General features: G+C 40.9%; 18 protein-coding genes and 1 tRNA gene. 4 read left to right on the top strand and 15 right to left on the bottom strand.

All coding sequences use genetic code 11. The annotated features are described in order from the left end of the window. Positions 1 to 235: 235 nt before the first annotated feature. The 7 genes from GNE10_RS19280 to nuoH all read right to left on the bottom strand — a co-directional run bounded on the left by GNE10_RS19280 (position 236) and on the right by nuoH (position 7,753). Positions 236 to 1,942, bottom strand: a complete 1,707-nt coding sequence (locus tag GNE10_RS19280; RefSeq protein WP_185566549.1) for a glycosyltransferase family 39 protein — start codon at positions 1,940 to 1,942, stop codon at positions 236 to 238. Between the two features lie 439 nt (positions 1,943 to 2,381). Continuing rightward, positions 2,382 to 3,179, bottom strand: coding sequence for a GNAT family N-acetyltransferase (locus tag GNE10_RS19275; protein ID WP_185566548.1), 798 nt, complete (start codon positions 3,177 to 3,179; stop codon positions 2,382 to 2,384). Positions 3,180 to 3,589: 410 nt separating this feature from the next. Further along, on the bottom strand, positions 3,590 to 4,510 hold the full coding sequence (locus GNE10_RS19270) for an NAD(+) kinase (protein WP_099068027.1): 921 nt from the start codon (positions 4,508 to 4,510) through the stop codon (positions 3,590 to 3,592). A 6-nt stretch (positions 4,511 to 4,516) separates the two neighbouring features. Continuing rightward, on the bottom strand, positions 4,517 to 4,822 hold the full coding sequence (nuoK, locus tag GNE10_RS19265; RefSeq protein ID WP_011319473.1) for an NADH-quinone oxidoreductase subunit NuoK: 306 nt from the start codon (positions 4,820 to 4,822) through the stop codon (positions 4,517 to 4,519). Positions 4,823 to 5,100: 278 nt separating this feature from the next. After that, a complete protein-coding gene (locus tag GNE10_RS19260; protein WP_185566547.1) occupies positions 5,101 to 5,709 on the bottom strand; it encodes an NADH-quinone oxidoreductase subunit J in 609 nt (202 codons plus the stop codon). 196 nt (positions 5,710 to 5,905) lie between these two features. After that, positions 5,906 to 6,490, bottom strand: coding sequence for an NAD(P)H-quinone oxidoreductase subunit I (gene ndhI / locus GNE10_RS19255; protein WP_099068029.1), 585 nt, complete (start codon positions 6,488 to 6,490; stop codon positions 5,906 to 5,908). Between the two features lie 144 nt (positions 6,491 to 6,634). Continuing rightward, positions 6,635 to 7,753, bottom strand: coding sequence for an NADH-quinone oxidoreductase subunit NuoH (gene nuoH / locus GNE10_RS19250; protein WP_185566546.1), 1,119 nt, complete (start codon positions 7,751 to 7,753; stop codon positions 6,635 to 6,637). Between the two features lie 124 nt (positions 7,754 to 7,877). Here nuoH and GNE10_RS19245 point away from each other — a divergent pair, with 124 nt between their 5' ends. Beyond that, positions 7,878 to 8,117 carry a hypothetical protein gene (locus GNE10_RS19245; protein ID WP_185566545.1) on the top strand — a complete coding sequence of 80 codons (240 nt, stop codon included), beginning with the start codon at positions 7,878 to 7,880 and terminating at the stop codon, positions 8,115 to 8,117. A 1-nt stretch (position 8,118) separates the two neighbouring features. Here GNE10_RS19245 and GNE10_RS19240 read toward each other — a convergent pair whose 3' ends face one another. The 6 genes from GNE10_RS19240 to GNE10_RS19215 all read right to left on the bottom strand — a co-directional run bounded on the left by GNE10_RS19240 (position 8,119) and on the right by GNE10_RS19215 (position 13,486). Beyond that, on the bottom strand, positions 8,119 to 9,255 hold the full coding sequence (locus tag GNE10_RS19240; RefSeq protein WP_185566544.1) for a citrate synthase: 1,137 nt from the start codon (positions 9,253 to 9,255) through the stop codon (positions 8,119 to 8,121). Between the two features lie 107 nt (positions 9,256 to 9,362). Continuing rightward, entirely contained in the window at positions 9,363 to 9,857 is a 495-nt protein-coding gene (gene sixA, locus GNE10_RS19235; protein ID WP_185566543.1) for a phosphohistidine phosphatase SixA, read from the bottom strand. 113 nt (positions 9,858 to 9,970) lie between these two features. Next, positions 9,971 to 10,240 (bottom strand): hypothetical protein, encoded by a 270-nt coding sequence (locus GNE10_RS19230; RefSeq protein WP_185566542.1) that lies wholly within the window; start codon positions 10,238 to 10,240, stop codon positions 9,971 to 9,973. Further along, entirely contained in the window at positions 10,237 to 10,437 is a 201-nt protein-coding gene (locus GNE10_RS19225) for a hypothetical protein (protein ID WP_096538000.1), read from the bottom strand. Before GNE10_RS19225 ends, GNE10_RS19230 begins: the two co-directional genes overlap by 4 nt. 290 nt (positions 10,438 to 10,727) lie before the next feature. Next, positions 10,728 to 12,011 carry a bifunctional oligoribonuclease/PAP phosphatase NrnA gene (locus tag GNE10_RS19220; RefSeq protein WP_185566541.1) on the bottom strand — a complete coding sequence of 428 codons (1,284 nt, stop codon included), beginning with the start codon at positions 12,009 to 12,011 and terminating at the stop codon, positions 10,728 to 10,730. Positions 12,012 to 12,988: 977 nt separating this feature from the next. Beyond that, positions 12,989 to 13,486: an HNH endonuclease gene (locus GNE10_RS19215; protein WP_096537994.1), complete on the bottom strand. Its 498-nt coding sequence runs from the start codon at positions 13,484 to 13,486 to the stop codon at positions 12,989 to 12,991. 399 nt (positions 13,487 to 13,885) lie between these two features. On the opposite strand from GNE10_RS19215, the gene alr reads away from it, so the two are divergent. Together alr and GNE10_RS19205 are read left to right on the top strand one after the other, a co-directional pair. Next, the gene (gene alr, locus GNE10_RS19210; RefSeq protein WP_185566540.1) at positions 13,886 to 15,073 is read left to right on the top strand and encodes an alanine racemase; all 1,188 of its coding nucleotides are present in this window, start codon (positions 13,886 to 13,888) and stop codon (positions 15,071 to 15,073) included. 164 nt (positions 15,074 to 15,237) lie between these two features. Continuing rightward, positions 15,238 to 15,319, top strand: a tRNA-Leu gene (locus tag GNE10_RS19205). Between the two features lie 115 nt (positions 15,320 to 15,434). Here the strand turns inward: GNE10_RS19205 and GNE10_RS19200 are convergent. Beyond that, a complete protein-coding gene (locus GNE10_RS19200; protein WP_185566539.1) occupies positions 15,435 to 15,608 on the bottom strand; it encodes a hypothetical protein in 174 nt (57 codons plus the stop codon). Between GNE10_RS19200 and GNE10_RS19195 the strand changes: the two genes are divergently transcribed. Beyond that, positions 15,600 to 16,226 carry a Uma2 family endonuclease gene (locus GNE10_RS19195; protein ID WP_185566538.1) on the top strand — a complete coding sequence of 209 codons (627 nt, stop codon included), beginning with the start codon at positions 15,600 to 15,602 and terminating at the stop codon, positions 16,224 to 16,226. The two genes, GNE10_RS19200 and GNE10_RS19195, sit on opposite strands and share 9 nt — an antisense overlap. A gap of 145 nt (positions 16,227 to 16,371) precedes the next feature. Here the strand turns inward: GNE10_RS19195 and GNE10_RS19190 are convergent, their stop codons facing one another. Beyond that, a complete protein-coding gene (locus tag GNE10_RS19190; protein WP_185566550.1) occupies positions 16,372 to 16,620 on the bottom strand; it encodes a XisI protein in 249 nt (82 codons plus the stop codon). Positions 16,621 to 16,787: the final 167 nt, after the last annotated feature.

The following is a 16,787-nucleotide window of genomic DNA, read 5'->3' as shown; positions in this document are numbered from 1 at the left end:
CCAATAGACTTTATTATCAAGGTTAAAAAAACGAAAAAAAATACCAATTGTTAATAAAATAACAATAAAAAATCGTAACTTATTTTGAGCAAGTTTGAGATGCCACATAATTAAAGTTCACAATAAATAATTTTTAACTAATTACTTTTTATCTTTGCGCTCAAATGCAAGTATATTTAATACATTACCAAACTATAGCAATCCTAAATATTTTGTGAAATATTATGTGGGACTGTTAACAGTCGTTAACACCAATATTGTTCACAACTGAAATAGGATTACTATACAAACTAGCAGATAATTTATTATTCAATGGCATATCACGTCGTCGTAAATTACGAGGTTTCGTTAATTTCCAAACAGAATAATAATTATCACCATAAATTATATTAGTTTGTAAGTTATATTTTTGCTCTATTTTTTCTCGCCAATTATTTGAAGGATTGAGTAAAAATATATCAGTAAATTCATTAGAGATTTTAGGAATTTTTTGATTGTTGACCAATAAAAAATTTACTTTTGGTTTGAGGAGATAACTTAAAGAAAATACATGTTCATAATTATCCAAAGAATTACTAATTAAAAGTGGGCTATTACTCTGATTGATAATTTGGGCAAATTGTAAATTGCTATAATTCATGCCCTTATTCCACCAAGTTATTGCTTGGGAATTCACCTTGGAAGAAATTAAACCACAAATAATTAACAACGCCATGATTATTTGCCAACTTGTTCGGCGTGGCAAGCTCCCATTATATAATTTTTTAGCCACTAGATAAGCAACAGTTATTTGAATTCCTAAATAAAATGGAATTAAATATGGTTCGGTAAAAGATTGTATACCCCCAGTACTGAAAGCTGGTAGTATTATGGGCAGTGTTGGCACTAAAATAAATGCAATAACAAACAACCATATTTTATAATTAGTGGTAAGACAAAGAAAATAAATTGCATATCCTACTAAAATTAAAAAAATTGGTGTAATTAAATAAGTTATAGGATTTTCTAAGGTTAAATTGATATCAAAAAAAATCCGGCTACTCTGGATGAGAAAAAAGGGAAGTATATCTATTAAATAAGACTGTGTTGTTGCTTTTTCTCCAGAAATGAGAAATTGAAAAAAATCTCCAACGGCAACTGTCATCCAAGGCGTAAAAGCTAAGAAACTTACCAGTGATGCTATCAAATAATTTCTCACTGTTTCATTTAATTTAAATTTGGCTATGGCAATCACATAAATTCCGTGAGCAAGTGCAACAAATCCACTCCAAAGAAATGTATAAAGACTAATAGTCAAAGTGATTGCATAAACACTCCAAGCAGTAAAAAGATCTGGTGGTTGCTTTGTGAGTTCATCTTTATCTTGTAATTCTAAATGCACTGCTCGTAGTAGAGAAGCACTAGATAGTATGATAGTAATTAACCAGAGAATATATTCTTGCGCTTCTTGGGCATATACTAACTGAATTGGCGATACAGTCATAAGTGCGATCGCTACACCAGAAATTGGTAATGGCACATCAAATAATTCTCGACATAGCCGATAAACACAGGGAAACACTAGCAAGCTCATTAACGCAGATAAACTTCTAATTGCTGTCACCGAATTACCAAAGATTTCTGTCCATAATCTCGCAATTATGTAATACAACGGTGGATGCTGAGAATCTTCTCTCGCCAAAGACATAATTGTGTCATTTAAGCTTTTTGAAGAATTTGCACCTTGAAATTTCGCAAAACTTTTTTTAGTAACGACACGATTATTAAAAATTTCCTGTTTGACTTCAGTGGTGGTAAAACCAGAAATCCTTAGTGAAGTATGAGTTTCATCATGAGAATAAATCTTGCCATCAAGGTTAAAAAACCGAAACAATATACTCATGGTCAACAAAAAAATAATTAAAAGTCGCAACCAACTTGGCGCAAATTTGACATTGCACATAAGTCATTTTCCTAAAAATTTATCTCAAACAATCCAGTTTGCTTGGCTGGATGAGGTGTCCAGAGGTAACTCATTGTAGACATTAGCGAGACATTAACTCATGTAAGTTCGAGCAAGATGATTTCACCTGTGTCTCAAAAAGCTGTCATGAATCAAACCTCCACTCCAACTTTTCCCTCTTCAAACCTCTCTTCTTCTGGAACAGAGGGTTGAAATCCTCTCGTGGTAGGATACAGCAGAGGTTTAGGGGGTTACACCCCTCATTTGGTACATCTCTTATTTTCCCGTAAAACAGTCTTTGAGATATGCTAGATTTAACCCTAAAAAATCAATCGTGGTGTGAGGGGTAACATGCCTGAATGACGAGCGGTATCTTACTAAAAGAGCAAAGCCAAAGGTAAACAAATTTATTCAACTCCCAGTCAAGGGTTGCGATTTGTCAGGTTGAAAAAATTTGATAACCCCATCTACCAAAGTCTTGACTATTAGATATAGTTAAAAAATCAATAGTCTTAAATTGTCTATCAATGGCTGGAAAGCTACATATTTTAGCACCAATATTCAAGTATGCCTGCAAAATCTTCGGAATTTCCACATCACATAAATCTGAAAAATTTTGAGGTAATTCTAGACAATATTGGGAATTTGGATAAACTAAAATACTTGGATGCATCAAGTTATTCTGTCGAAAATAATTATAAACGCAAGTAGCTTGCCAAGGAGATTGTGTTAATAATGAGGCACAGCCAAAGAAATATTTATTTTTAGTCCAAATAAGATAATTTGCTAGACCTTCCCAGAGTAACAATAGTGCCTGACTATTGCGATATTCTTTAGCTATACATGCACGCCCAACTTCCACTGATGCTTGAAGTATAGAATTAGGAATTGCATTCAGATTAAATATATCGGCAGCATCAAAACCTAATCTTTGAGAAGCCATTTTATAAGTTTGCATCCGATAAGTACCAACGGTTTTACCGGTTTGTTTGCAAATGAGAATCAAATGATGGCAAACTTCATCAAACCGATCTTCATCCATGTGGGTAAAGTTGGAACTGGATAACCCTAATCCTAGTTCCAGATTAAAAACTTCAAAACGCAATCTAAAAATTGATTTTAATTCTTCTGCATTTGAGGCAAGTCGTAGGATATATTTTGGAGTTTCAACGACAGGAAAATCTTCAATAGAAGGAGGATTCAGCGGGTAATTGATATTGCGACTAGAAACTTCCATCTGTCTTCCTACTTATAAAATTTTCGATTTGAGATTTTGGATTGAGAATTTCTTTGTCTTCAAGTTATCTGTGAATCCATCTGTCGCATTCATTTTTGAAATTAGTATTAGATTTGCAAAAATATCCCGGTGCGGGATTGAATCTAGGGACATTTTTGTTTCTCTAAGATTATAGATATAGTGTTTTTATTATGGACATTAATAGCAAAAAAATCTGGCAATAAGATACAAAATTTTCCTTTGATATAAGGTATAAATGCAAGTAATACTATTTGCCAAAATCTTTGCAAGACATAAACTTTCTCAGGACAAAAAGCCTCTAGATGAATCTAGAGGCTGGAATAATTTTGATTGCGATGGTTAAGTTGGGCGTTGCGATCGCCATTTTTAACAAAAGCGCTTTCAAATCTTCAATTGCGGTGATTATTGCTGTAACGAACCCTTGTACCAGCCCACAGCAACTTCTCCCGCAGTGTTTGATAGTAAGAATTGTTCTCGCGCAAAATAATAAATTTAGCTCGACAATCTGCTATCCGCACATCAACGCGGTGTCCAGGCCAAATCGAAGTCCCCAATACTCCATCAGTCCACAACTTGGTACTTAAATCGTAATCCCCCAAAGGCCAAATACTTACCACAGAACCAGGCGGTAAAACGAGGGGACGACTAGAAAGACTCATGGCACAAATGGGAGTAACGGTAATCGCTTCCATGCCATCGTGCATAATTGGCCCGTTAGCAGAAACGGTGTAACCAGTGGAACCCGTGGGAGTGGAAATAATCAACCCATCCCCGACATATTGATCGACTACTTCACCATCGATTTCCATTTCCAAAATCGAGGTAATCATACGGTCAGCAGAAGCGGGTTTGACGCAAAATTCATTCAAAGCCAGGTAACGTTCGCTGACTGCCTGCAAATTAGACCCATGACCCTCATACACGGCAGCTTGTAACATCATCCGTCGTTGGATTGCATAGCGATCCTCAAACAGTCGATCCCAAACTTTTTCCGTATCCTCAAACTCATCCACTGACTCAGTTAAAAACCCCAGATGACCTCCCACATTCACTCCCAGAATTGGGATGCCAGCTGGGGCTAAATGTCTCGCACCAGTTAAAACAGTGCCATCACCGCCAAGTACCAAAGCCAGATCGATTGGTTGACCTGCTGAAGCCAAAAAGACCGGATAAGGATTGTCTTTCGGCCCGCTAGGCCCCATCAACACTTGGCACTGGCGATTTTCGAGTTGTTTAGCGCACATTTCTGCCCATTCTTTACTCCGGGCATCCCGCGCTTTATAAGCAATGATTACCTGCTTGAGTTGCACGCACAGTTACCACTTCAGGAGATTAAACTGCTCCATATCGACGGTGTCGCGGTTGCGATAAATGGCAAGCACAATTGCTAAACCCACCGCCGCTTCGGCTGCGGCCACAGTAATCACAAACACGGTGAAAACCTGACCCTTAATTAATGTTGAGTCGAGATAGTTGGAAAATGCCATTAAATTGAGATTAACAGCATTGAGCAACAACTCAATTGACATCAGCACCCGCACAGCGTTACGGCTGGTAATTAAACCGTAGATACCGATGCAAAATAAAGCTGCTGCTAATAATAAAAAGTACTGGAGTTGCATGAATTTGAGTATTCCTTCTGAAAAAACACCACTTTTTATGAAAACAGAATTCAGAATTCAGAATTCAGGAGTCAGAATTCTGGAGGAGGCAGTGCGGTCTTGGGGGTTTCCTTGATAAGCAACTGCCGTTCAGAATTCTCAATGAATTACAGTTTCACTGCTGAAGCAGCGCAGCCTTGAGGTTTTTTCATTTGATGGTGCTTCCCTGTAGTGAGTTCTAATCCCCCACCAGCAGTTATTCTGAATTTGCCAATTCTGAATTCTCAATTCTGAATTCTTTACTCTCTTGTTTCACTGCTGCTTGATACCAGTTCTCTGGGGCGTTCTGGCAAAGTCAAAATGGTTTGTGGTAATTCAGATGGTGTCAGGTCTGGCAAATACTCGCGACGTGCCAAAATAATCGCTCCTACCATCGCTATCAGCAGCAAAACCGAAGCTAGTTCAAAAGGTAGTAAAAAGTCAGTGAAGAAATGTTCGCCAATTAAAACTATGGAACCTTTACTACTGGGAGGAACAGTTGAGTAAGCCCAAGGAGTCGCCAGCACCATCGTACTCAAAAGCCCAAACAATCCCAGACTGACTACACCTGTGAGTGCCTTCCGCACCCAAGAGTTGGGAAATGGTGCGAAATTCTGTCGTTTGTTCACCAACATAATGGCAAACAAAATCAGCACGTTAACCGCCCCAACATAAATCAGCACTTGCGCGGCTGCAACAAAATCACCATTCAGCAACAGGTAGATTCCTGCCATGCTGATGAACACACCCCCTAGCATAAAGGCAGAATAGACGATGCTAGGCGACAGCACCACACCAAGGGCTGCCCCAATCATCATCACACCCAGTAAGCCAAGGCATACAATCTGTACTCCTTCCGCTAGATTCACTGTTTTTGTCCTCAGTCAATTGTCATTGGTCATTGGTCAATCAATTTTGGATTTTAGATTCCCAATTTTGGATTGTTCTTTCAATCCAAAATCCGTCTTGAAAAGTTTAGATGCCTGCGGCAAGCCCCTTCGGGTCTACGCCGGAAGCCAGCGCTTTAACTTTTCGCAAAATCCAAAATTTAAAATTGTTTGATATTTATTTTTCGGTTTGTTCCACCAAGTCTTGTGGGCGCGCACCCGCAGGTGGGGCATCCGCAGGCACTCCGTGAGGTTCGAGGACGCCTTTGGGTAGGTAAACCAGTTCGCGTAGTGGTGTCACCATTGGGTCATTTGTGACCTTATAGGGCAGACGGCCTAAGGCTACGTTGTCATAGTTCAATTCATGGCGATCGTAAGTGGAAAGTTCATACTCTTCTGTCATAGATAGACAGTTAGTGGGACAAAATTCCACACAATTACCGCAAAAGATACAAACTCCAAAATCAATACTGTAGTGCTTGAGTTTTTTCTTTTTGCTGGCTTTGTCGAATTCCCAATCTACTACAGGCAGATTTATCGGACAAACGCGAACACAAACTTCGCAGGCGATACACTTATCAAACTCAAAGTGAATTCTACCGCGAAACCGTTCGCCAGGAATTAGTTTTTCGTAAGGGTACTGTACGGTAATCGGACGCCGCCGCATGTGGTCGAAGGTAACAGAAAGCCCCTGGCCAATGTAACGCGCAGCTTGTACTGTTTCTTTGGCGTAATCACCAACTTGTTTCAGGAACTTCAGCATTGTGTCTCTCTCTTCAGGTGATAAAAATTAGGAGTGAGGAGTGAGGAGTGAGGAGTGAGGAGTGAGGAGTGAGGAGTGAGGAGTCAATTAAAAACTCGTAACTCATAACTCTTAACTCTTAACTCCTAACTCGTAACTATCTCATTACCCACCAAAGGCGAAAGGAAAGGCTAGTTTCAGGGCGGCGGTTAATAGCAAGTTAACCAAACCAACTGGCAACAAAAACTTCCATCCTAAATCTAACAATTGGTCAATCCGTACGCGTGGTACTGTCCAGCGCAACAAAATGGCGATAAACACTAGTAGATAGGCTTTGAACACGGTCATGGTGATGCCCAAAGCAGCAGTTACTATTTGCAACACGGGGTCGGCTTCACTGATTCCTAGCCAACCAGCTATGAGGTTGAGGGGAATGGGAAAGTCCCAACCGCCGAGGTAGAGAATTACTACTAGTAGTGCAGAAAGGATTAAGTTAACGTAGGAACCCAGGTAAAAAAGACCGAATTTCATGCCTGCGTATTCAGTCTGATAACCTGCTACGAGTTCTTCTTCTGCTTCGGGTAAGTCAAAGGGCAATCTTTCGCACTCAGCTAGGGCAGCTATCCAAAAAATCAGAAAACCGACTGGTTGACGCCAAATATTCCAGCCCAAAATGCCGTAGCCGGATTGTTGATTCACAATGTCAATGGTGCTGAGGCTATTAGACATCATAGCGATCGCTAACACTGCCAGCGCCAAGGGAATTTCATAACTAATGGATTGCGCTGCTGCCCGCAAGCCCCCTAAAAGGGAGTACTTGTTATTGGATGCGTAACCAGCCATCAACAAGCCAATGGGCTGAATGCTGGACAAAGCAATCCACAAAAATACACCCATACCCACATTGCTGATCACGATGTTCTGTCCAAAGGGCACAATCAGAAACGACAGAAACACCGGAATCACAACAATAATTGGCCCAAGAGTAAACAGCCAACGGTCAGATTGAGCTGGCACGATATCTTCTTTAAATACCAGCTTCAGACCATCCGCTACAGGCACCAGTAACCCAAAAGGCCCTTGGTATTCTGGGCCAATTCGTTGCTGTGCGGCGGCGGAAATTTTTCGTTCTAGCCAGGTAGCTACTAATACCCCCACTGTTGCCCCAATCAGCATTAGTACCATTGGCAGTGGCATCCAAATTGCTTTGGCTGTTCCTGCTGGTACTCCTAAATCCGTGAGGGATTGAATAAAAGTTCCTTGGAGGTCAATTCCTGAATTCATGTTTCCGCTCTTTAAGACATGAGTCTAAGTGAGTTACAAATATTACTAAACTAATATCTGTAAATTCACTTATTAATAAGTTTTGCCCAGATGAGGTCTGATTGAAGATTTGTTGCCAATTCCCATGTTTAGTATATCCTTGGATGGTTTTACCACCCTGAAGCGAGATGAGAACTTCTACTTATGGTTGGCATTGACGTTGGCTATTGAGTCGGGAGGTATGGGAGACGGGGGGACGCAGGGAAATGATGGAGATGAGGGGACAAAGGGACAACTTGCAACAAGTCGTTTGTTCATCTTGTTTCCTCCCCGTGTCTCCGTGTCCCCGCGTCCCCGTGTCCTCTTTCCCATGCCCCAATATTAAGTTAACGTTGGTCAATGGGAATGTAACGAACTTCGTGATGACCGTTGTAAACTTGGGTGGGACGGAAAATGCGGTTTTCTGCTAGCTGTTCTTTCCAGTGGGCTAGCCAACCGGCAACGCGGGCGATCGCAAAAACTGGTGTAAACAAATCTGTGGGAATTCCCATTTTTCTGTACACCAAACCCGAATAAAAGTCAACATTGGGATAAATCCCTTTGGCACCGAGTTTTTCTTCTACCACTCGTTCCATTTCTTGGGCAATGTCATAGTACTTGTCATACCCAAACTTGTCAAACAATTGTTCGGCTAATTTTTGCAAAATTGTGGCTCGTGGATCTTTGACTTTATAGACGCGATGTCCAAAGCCCATAATCTTAGATTTACGTTGCAGACAGTCCTCAATGTAAGGACGGACATTTTCCACAGAGCCAATGTCTTCTAACATCTGAATGACTTCTTCATTGGCTCCACCGTGTAAAGGGCCTCCCAAGGTTCCCACAGCACTGGCAACCACAGCATAAGGGTCGGTCAAGGTAGAAGCTGTTACCCTGGCACTGAAGGTAGAAGCGTTCATTGTATGCTCGACATGTAATATCAAGCAGATATCAAAAATTCTGGCTGCCAAAGAATCCGGTTCTTGCTCATTGAGCATGTATAGGAAATTGGCAGAGTAATCTAGGTCATCGCGGGGACGCACTGGGTCATTGCCTTTTCGCATCAGTTGGAACGCCGCCACCATTGTGGGAATGGTTGCTATTAAGCGCACCACAGAATCTCGAATATAGGCAGGATTATGTAAATCCCGGAGCGAATAAAACAACCCTAAAGCGGCAGCAGAGGCTTGTAGAGCATCCATTGGGTGACCGCTTTCTGGAAAGCATTTCATCATGTCACGAATGCGGTATTTTATTCGCCTGTGGTGAAGAACTTCATGTTCAAATGCTTGGAGTTCTTCTTTACTGGGCAACTCACCCCAGATTAAGAGATAAGCAGTTTCTAGGAATGTACTTTTTTCTGCTAGTTCCTCAATCCGGATGCCACGATATTCTAGTATTCCCTTTTGCCCATCAACATAACTGATACTGGATTGGGCGGCGGGAATGCCTTCTAGACCAGGCTTGTATTCGCACACCATCATGGCAACACCATTTATTTTTGAAATATCCGATCAAGTTAACTTACCAGAAATTTATTATCGCCATAACAGTAGCCCTTCTAACAACAATCGAAAATGTTGAAAAACTGTTATGGCAGATACTTGGGTGGTGTCAACCAAAACATCTGACTACGACCCAGAGGAGAACCACTTTCTGGTAGTTTTATCCCAATCATACCTGCTTTTTTCAAGACTAGGCTGGCTTTGACTTCCCCCCAGAGGAGAATTTCTGCCCAATTGGTTAAACCTGGTTCGTGTCCAACCAAGGCCAGTCGGGTATTTTGGGAATAATTTCTTGGCTCTAACCAATCTACCAGCCAACTAGAAATTTCACCTCCAGGAGCCAAGTGACTTGATTCCTCTAAGTGCGAACTTAATCCTGTTTCTATCAAGATTTCAGCCGTTTGTCGCGCACGCACTAAGGGGCTGGTAACAATCAAATCAAAGTTTAAATTTAATTTCAAAAGTTTTTGAGCAACTTTCTCAGTTTTTTGCCTTCCTTCTTTGGTAAGGCTGCGCTCCTCATCCTTGATGCCTAAATCTTTATCTTGAGCGATGCCATGACGAAATAGATACAGTTCCATATTTTGAATTTTATTAGCGTACTCTGTGCTGAGTTATTTCGTTACGCTTGTTGTGTATTCATCTATGCTAACTTTAACGATCGTTGTCAAAAAACAGAATTACTGTTAAAACGCTATTTACCACTGAGCAATTTGTCATATTCTGGATGTGACCCAATCCAAAACCAGACAAAATTACCATCTTCTTCTACAGCAAGCGCCCGATAATGTATTGTAAATATACCAATATGCACTGACCAAAACTGACCAACTTTTTTGAAATGTAATGATGGATACTTGGGATCTTCCCGAAGCAACTCATAACATCGGTCAGCAAGCTGTTGAATATCAATTGGTAACTGGCGATAGTAATACCAAAAATCTGGGGTTGCTCGATGTTTCACAAATCAGTACAACGCCCTTCTCGCAGATGTTTAAGTGCTTTCTGTGCCAATGCATCTAACCGACCTTCAGCCACATCTTTTTCAATCTGTTTATCCCAAGCTGCTGCATCGAATTCCGCAAACCAGACACGAAAAGCCGCAAGTTCCTCTGGTGAAAGTTGACTAACAGCGAATTCGATTTCCTTTAGGCTACTCATAATCTAGGTAAATCAAGCTTGTCATTATCTAACTTAAATATACAAAGACTTCCGACTAAAATAGCTGAATTAATTTAAGCTAAATATTTTGGCACCATTCACACTGCTGAAATCTCTAGTTAACTTTATTTGTATCGCTTTACTTAGATTAGATACGAACTACATTCTCAATTAATTAATAAAAATTAAATTCCCGACTTTTAAAAAAAGTCGGGAAGGGATATTATGTAACGAAACGCACTTTGGTTAGTACATGAGTTAGGAGTTCTCCACATCTCCTTCTCCTTCCACTACTCCGACTGAATCGGGTTATCTTTGGGATTAACTAACCTCAGTAGCTTTTGCTTAATTTGAGCGTCGAATACTTCCCATTTCATCTTCGCATAGGCGGAATTTTCGTTACTGCCAGACAAGAAACCCATCGGAATTTCAAAGCCGCCTGCGCTTGTTCTTCCACCACCAAAAAACCGGCCTGTACTATCTTGACCAAAGGCTTCTTTAATGAATTCATCGGGGTCAAGGGTGAGTTTGGTGGTTCTCAAGGAACCAATGACTATTTCTAATTCTTCGTCTTCATCGTGAACAATGCCGTAAACTACAGCAGTATGGACGTTTTCTTCGGTGACGAGAAAATCAGCTGCTTGGGGGATGGCGTCGCGGTCATCATAGCGCAGGTAACCGACACCAGCAATGGAAAAGTTATTTTGAACGATGCGGTTTTTGAGCGATCGCTCGATGACATCCATTACCCGCTTAGAACGATTCGCCTGTAAAATAGCGTTCAGCAGCTGAGCGTCATAAAATCGACTTAAATATGCAGCTGCCATGAAATCTTCTTCTTGCGCTTGCATCAGCCGATTGGTATCGGAACGTAAGCCATGCATCAATGCTGTAGCACATTTTACGTGTTGATTGATGCTGCTATCTAATGCTAGTAATCCCGCTTGCAGATATTGAGTAAAAATTGTCGCTGTTGCTCGTACATAAGGACGAACATCCACAAATTCTGATTCCAGTTCGCCTTGTAAACTGTGATGGTCTATGAGCGCAACTAATGGAATTTTTGCCTGCTGAACTGCTGATATTAGCTGTGAAGTAGTTCCTTGGTTATCAATTAATACGTAACCTTGATAACATGACAAATCTTTGGTTTTCAAGGTTTGCTGCGTCCAGCGTTGGATAGGTAAATTAGTGAGTCTAACCAAGGCAATATTTTCTTGATGACTCAGAGCGCCAGCATAAATTATTTCACATTTGATATCGTATTGCTGAGCAATTAATTGATAAGCCCAGGCACAAGAAAGAGCGTCTGGGTCAGGAAAATCTTGCAAAATTACTAGCTGGCGATCGTGTCGGTGTGCTAGTAAGGTTTTTTGCAGTTCTTCTGACTTTTGTTGTGTCAGGGAATTACCACGCTGACTAAGATAGATAGCTCCTTCACTTAGCGATGGTTGTAATGATGGACTTTTAAGTGCAACTTCCACTGGGTCTTTCTCTATTTCAGCTTCCTCTGGGTTTGGCTCTGCGGTCAATGACAAACTCTCGAACTCATTAACGGGAGAATTTATGTACATAGGGAACTTTTTTTAAAGTCTGAGGCTCAATTTATTTAGAAACACTACAATCAGCGATTCACTCGAATTTAGCCACATTATTTCGATCTTCGCAAAAATATCCAGATATGACACTATATACCTAAGTATATTTTTTGTCAGTGACAGCCCTCAGCAATTAACTACATTTGATTACAATGCATGAAAATGCTGGAAAAAAGTAAGTTTTCTATATCTGGCTTGATGTTCGAGCATAAACGAGTTTTATGGCTTTTTTCTTTTCTAAAATTTGAACGATCGCGGTTTTTATTCCAGGTTGATAACCGAATTTTAAAATTTATCTAACTTAGGGTATACTTTCCATCTAATACTTTAGACTTAGCCTTTGATATTTAAGATAATCTTATGTTCAATAGTCTCATTATTTTGACTATTGAGCAATTAATAATTATATCTTCAAGCAACAGAGCTTGTTTTGTGTTTTGTGTAAAAGGCAACTGGGCTGTGGATTAGGGTTAACTTATCCCCCGCTTGAGGCAGCGAGGATTTCGAGTCATTAGTAATAATATGTGTTATTTGTGCTTAATGATACTTGTAACTAATAGCCAATGACTAAGACGGCGAGCGGCAATTCATCCCATCTCTGGCAGGAATGGGCTTTCTCGCCGTATTTTGGGAATCGGGAGATGGGAGAGCGTGGAAACACAAGGAAAACTAATTGCCTGTTTTCTGATGTTTTTTTCGGCACACCCTAGTTTTTTAGCTTTTTATGCGGTATATTAGGAAGCTGTTGTCTTTTTTTGCTTGGATTTAGCCAAACTGGTATGTTAGCTTCTGCCGAAGGATGTCCCTCACAATATCTGGACATAAACAACTCAGCACATAATTTGTCAAATACAAATTTGTGCCACTCGGCTTTAGCCTTATTTGCAAACCAAGCACAAAGGCAAAACTGTGACTATTGCTGTATGCTTTTTGGGCTACTGGGCTATGTCATATCAAAGTCCTATAACATATTTTTGCCATTCTGCGTGCAGTCCACTCTTGAGATGTTTGCTGACCTCAAAATAAAGGCTGCTATAGGGTTGGCGAGGAAGATGGCGCAAAGGCATGTGAGCTTCGTGGGGAGTGCGACTACCTTTTTTAACATTGCAACGGACACAAGCTGTGACAATGTTCTCCCACGTATCCCCTCCGCCGCGCGATCGCGGTATCACATGGTCTAAGGTCAATTCGTCTCCTGTGTAACCACAGTATTGACAGGCATGACCGTCACGATGCAATATATTTCGGCGAGTGAGAGGAATTTCTTTATAAGGAACGCGGACATAATGACGCAACCTAATTACGGTTGGCAGCGGAAAATCCGAATAAAGGAATTTACCGTTGTGTTCCACGCGTTCTGCCTTGCCCTTAATTAACAGAACCGCGGCGCGACGCCAACTCGTTATATTGAGAGGTTCGTAAGAGGCGTTTAATACTAAAACCTTCCCCATTGATCTGCGTTTAGGGTATTAGTTTTACATATATTAACACAAATATACTCTTCTAGGGAGATGATAAGAAATTATACTTTCCGAAATAATGCGGAAATTAATTTAGGAGTTAGGAGTTGAGAGTTAGGAGTTGGGAGTTAGGAGTTGGGAGTTAGGAGTTAGGAGTTGGGAGTTAGGAGTTAGGAGTTGGGAGTTAGGAGTTAAAATTCCTCACTCCTCACTCCTCACTCCTCACTTCTCACTCCTCACTCCTCACTCCTCACTCTTAACTTCTTGTTTTTCAGCATCTTGTATGAATTCCAAGTCAGAGTTAAACTTCCTGTTTAATCTGATATCGCTCTTCAGAGGGTGTATAGATAATTTGGAAGTTGAGCTACGGTGGATAAGGAGTCAGTACAAATGTTAAGTCGCAAGGAAATCCCTGGTGTAGTTCCTAATGAGCAATGCGATACCTACGCGTGGTTTTCGCAACGAGCTTGGGTAGAAATTGATTTAGAGGCGTTGTCGCATAATGTACAACAAATAGTGCAATTTTTATCGCCACGTACTCAATTGATGGCAGTGGTAAAAGCTGATGCCTATGGACATGGAGCGGTAACGGTGGCTCAAACTGCAATTCAATCGGGAGCTAGTTGGCTGGGAGTTGCTACAGTTCCAGAGGCGATTCAATTGCGAGAAGGGGGGATTCAAGCCCCGATTTTGATTTTAGGGGCGACTCATACACCAGAGCAAATTCATGCGATCGCTCAATGGCAACTCCAGCCCACACTGTGTAGTCCGAAACAAGCTTTAGTATTTTCCAATACTCTAGAATCGATGAATTACGGTTCTAACATACCCGTACATATCAAATTAGACACGGGAATGTCTAGGTTAGGAACTAATTGGCAGCAAGCTGGTGAATTTGTGCAATTAGTACAGCGGTTACCACATCTTGCTATTGCCAGCATTTATTCTCATTTGGCAACGGCAGACGATCCTGATACTACTGTGATGAAGGAACAGCATAGACGATTTGAGGAAGCGATCGCTCAAATCAAAGCAATGGGAATCCAACCGCCTTGCTTGCACTTGGCAAATTCAGCAGCTGCACTAAAAGACCGAGCATTACACTACGATATTGTGCGAGTAGGTTTGGCAGTTTACGGACTTTACCCAGCACCCCATTTACAAAATGCCATCGACCTCAAACCTGTTTTACAGCTGAAGGCACGAGTTACTCAAGTCAAAACAATTGCCCCAGGAACTGCTGTCAGCTACGGACATAAATTTATTGCCCCACGCGAACTTCGTCTGGCTGTCGTGGGAATTGGCTATGCTGACGGTGTTCCTCGTAATCTTTCTAACAAAATTCAGGTGTTGATTCGCGGTCAGCGAGTGCCGCAAATCGGGACAATTACAATGGATCAATTGATGCTCGATGTGAGTGCCATACCTGATATTCAAGAAGGAGAGGTAGTTACCTTACTTGGAGAACAGGGAAAAGAAAAAATTTCCGCCGACGATTGGGCAGAACAATTAAATACCATTTCCTGGGAAATTCTCTGCGGCTTCAAACATCGTCTACCTCGTGTTGCGGTTATGTAATGGGGCATGGAGCAAAACCCTTTGGGTAGGGAAAAGGGAAAAGGGGAAAGGGAAAAGGAAGGATCTTTTGTTTCCCCTTTGCCCCTTGCCCTTTGCCCTTTCCCCTTGGCGAAGCCATCTCCCTATTCCCAAAAATAATTTCTTATGGTACGATAATAGTCTATGCGGATGTGGCGGAATTGGCAGACGCGCTAGATTTAGGTTCTAGTTCCGAAAGGAGTGAAGGTTCAAGTCCTTTCATCCGCATTTTGAATCTAATCGCCGAAAACTGCATGAGCTAACAAGTTCATGCAGTAAATTTATGAGTTAATTTATCGTCAACTCCAAGCAAGAGAGTCAGTAGAGCTAGATTCTACTGGCGTTAGAAATTATTGTCTGTGTTTTTTAAGCTGGCTTGCGATCGCAAAAATAGGCTTAGCCCGCCGTAGGCATCGCCGAAATTATAATTGCACTCGCTAAAATAACAAATGCGTAGGCGTAGCCAACCGTAGGCATCGCCGAAATAACTACTGGAAGCGATAATTTTATGACTCAAGCCTTACGCAAACTAGTTACATTCGATGAATTCGTTGTTAAATACCGAGACAACTCTGGAAAACGCTATGAGCTGCATGATGGAGTAGTTATAGAGATGTCTCAGCCAACAGGTGAACATGAAGAAGTTATAGGTTTTTTGGCAGTGAATATATCTATAGAAATTGGGCGACTAAAACTTCCCTACTTCATTCCCAAAACAGCATTAGTGAAACCGCTTGAGAGTGAATCAGCTTACTCGCCAGATGTGCTGGTATTAAACCGCCCCAATTTAGTCAATGAACCACTCTGGAAAAAAGACTCTACAGTAAGCCTAGCTAAATCTATACCATTGGTGATTGAAGTAGTTAGTAGTAACTGGCGTGATGATTATCTTACAAAAGTGGCTGCTTATGAAACAGTGGGCATCCCGGAATACTGGATTGTTGATTATGCGGCTTTAGGTGGTAGGCGGTTTATTGGCAATCCCAAACAACCGACAATATCAGTCTATTCATTGCTTGATGGTGAGTACCAGATCGACCAGTTTCGTGGAAGCGAACGCATTATTTCACCCACATTGAGAGAATTGAATTTAACTGTCGAACAGATTTTTCAAGCAGGAGATGTGCAAATCTAGGCACGACTGCACATAAAAGAGAATATTGAATTTTTGCCATCGATGTTCGTAATTCATAATTATGTAGCGATCGCATCCTCGCGTTACCTGAAACTGCCATTGGGCCATGTCTGGGTTGGGCTACGCTAACGCATATTTTTGAAAATCAAGCGATCGCAAAATCAGTGTATTGTCTAACATCCTCTAGATGAAAAGCTAAAACAATTTTATTTTTGGGAATTCCTGCGGCTACTAGTTCATTGGCAATACCATATTCAGTCCCATCGCGCTGAATCCAATTTTTTCCATTCATAATTTCAATATGGATAATACAACCATGAACTCGTTCTTCTCCCTGCCATCCCAAAGTCATTACTACGTAATTAGTAGCTGTGCGATCGATGATGAGCTTTATTTCTAACTGTAATCAGTAAATTTTTTTATTAATATAAAATTTTACCTACATGATTCTGACTCCTAGATTCTGACTTCTGAATTCTGTTTTATTTTTTTCAGAAAAAATCAGTATTATTTCTGTGGTCACAACGGTAGTACTTAATCAAAAGTGGCTTTATCTAGTAC

Origin of the sequence: Nostoc sp. 2RC, from assembly GCF_014222165.1 — a bacterium.
GTDB lineage: Bacteria > Cyanobacteriota > Cyanobacteriia > Cyanobacteriales > Nostocaceae > Nostoc > Nostoc linckia.
This window is presented reverse-complemented; position numbering and strand designations above follow the sequence as displayed.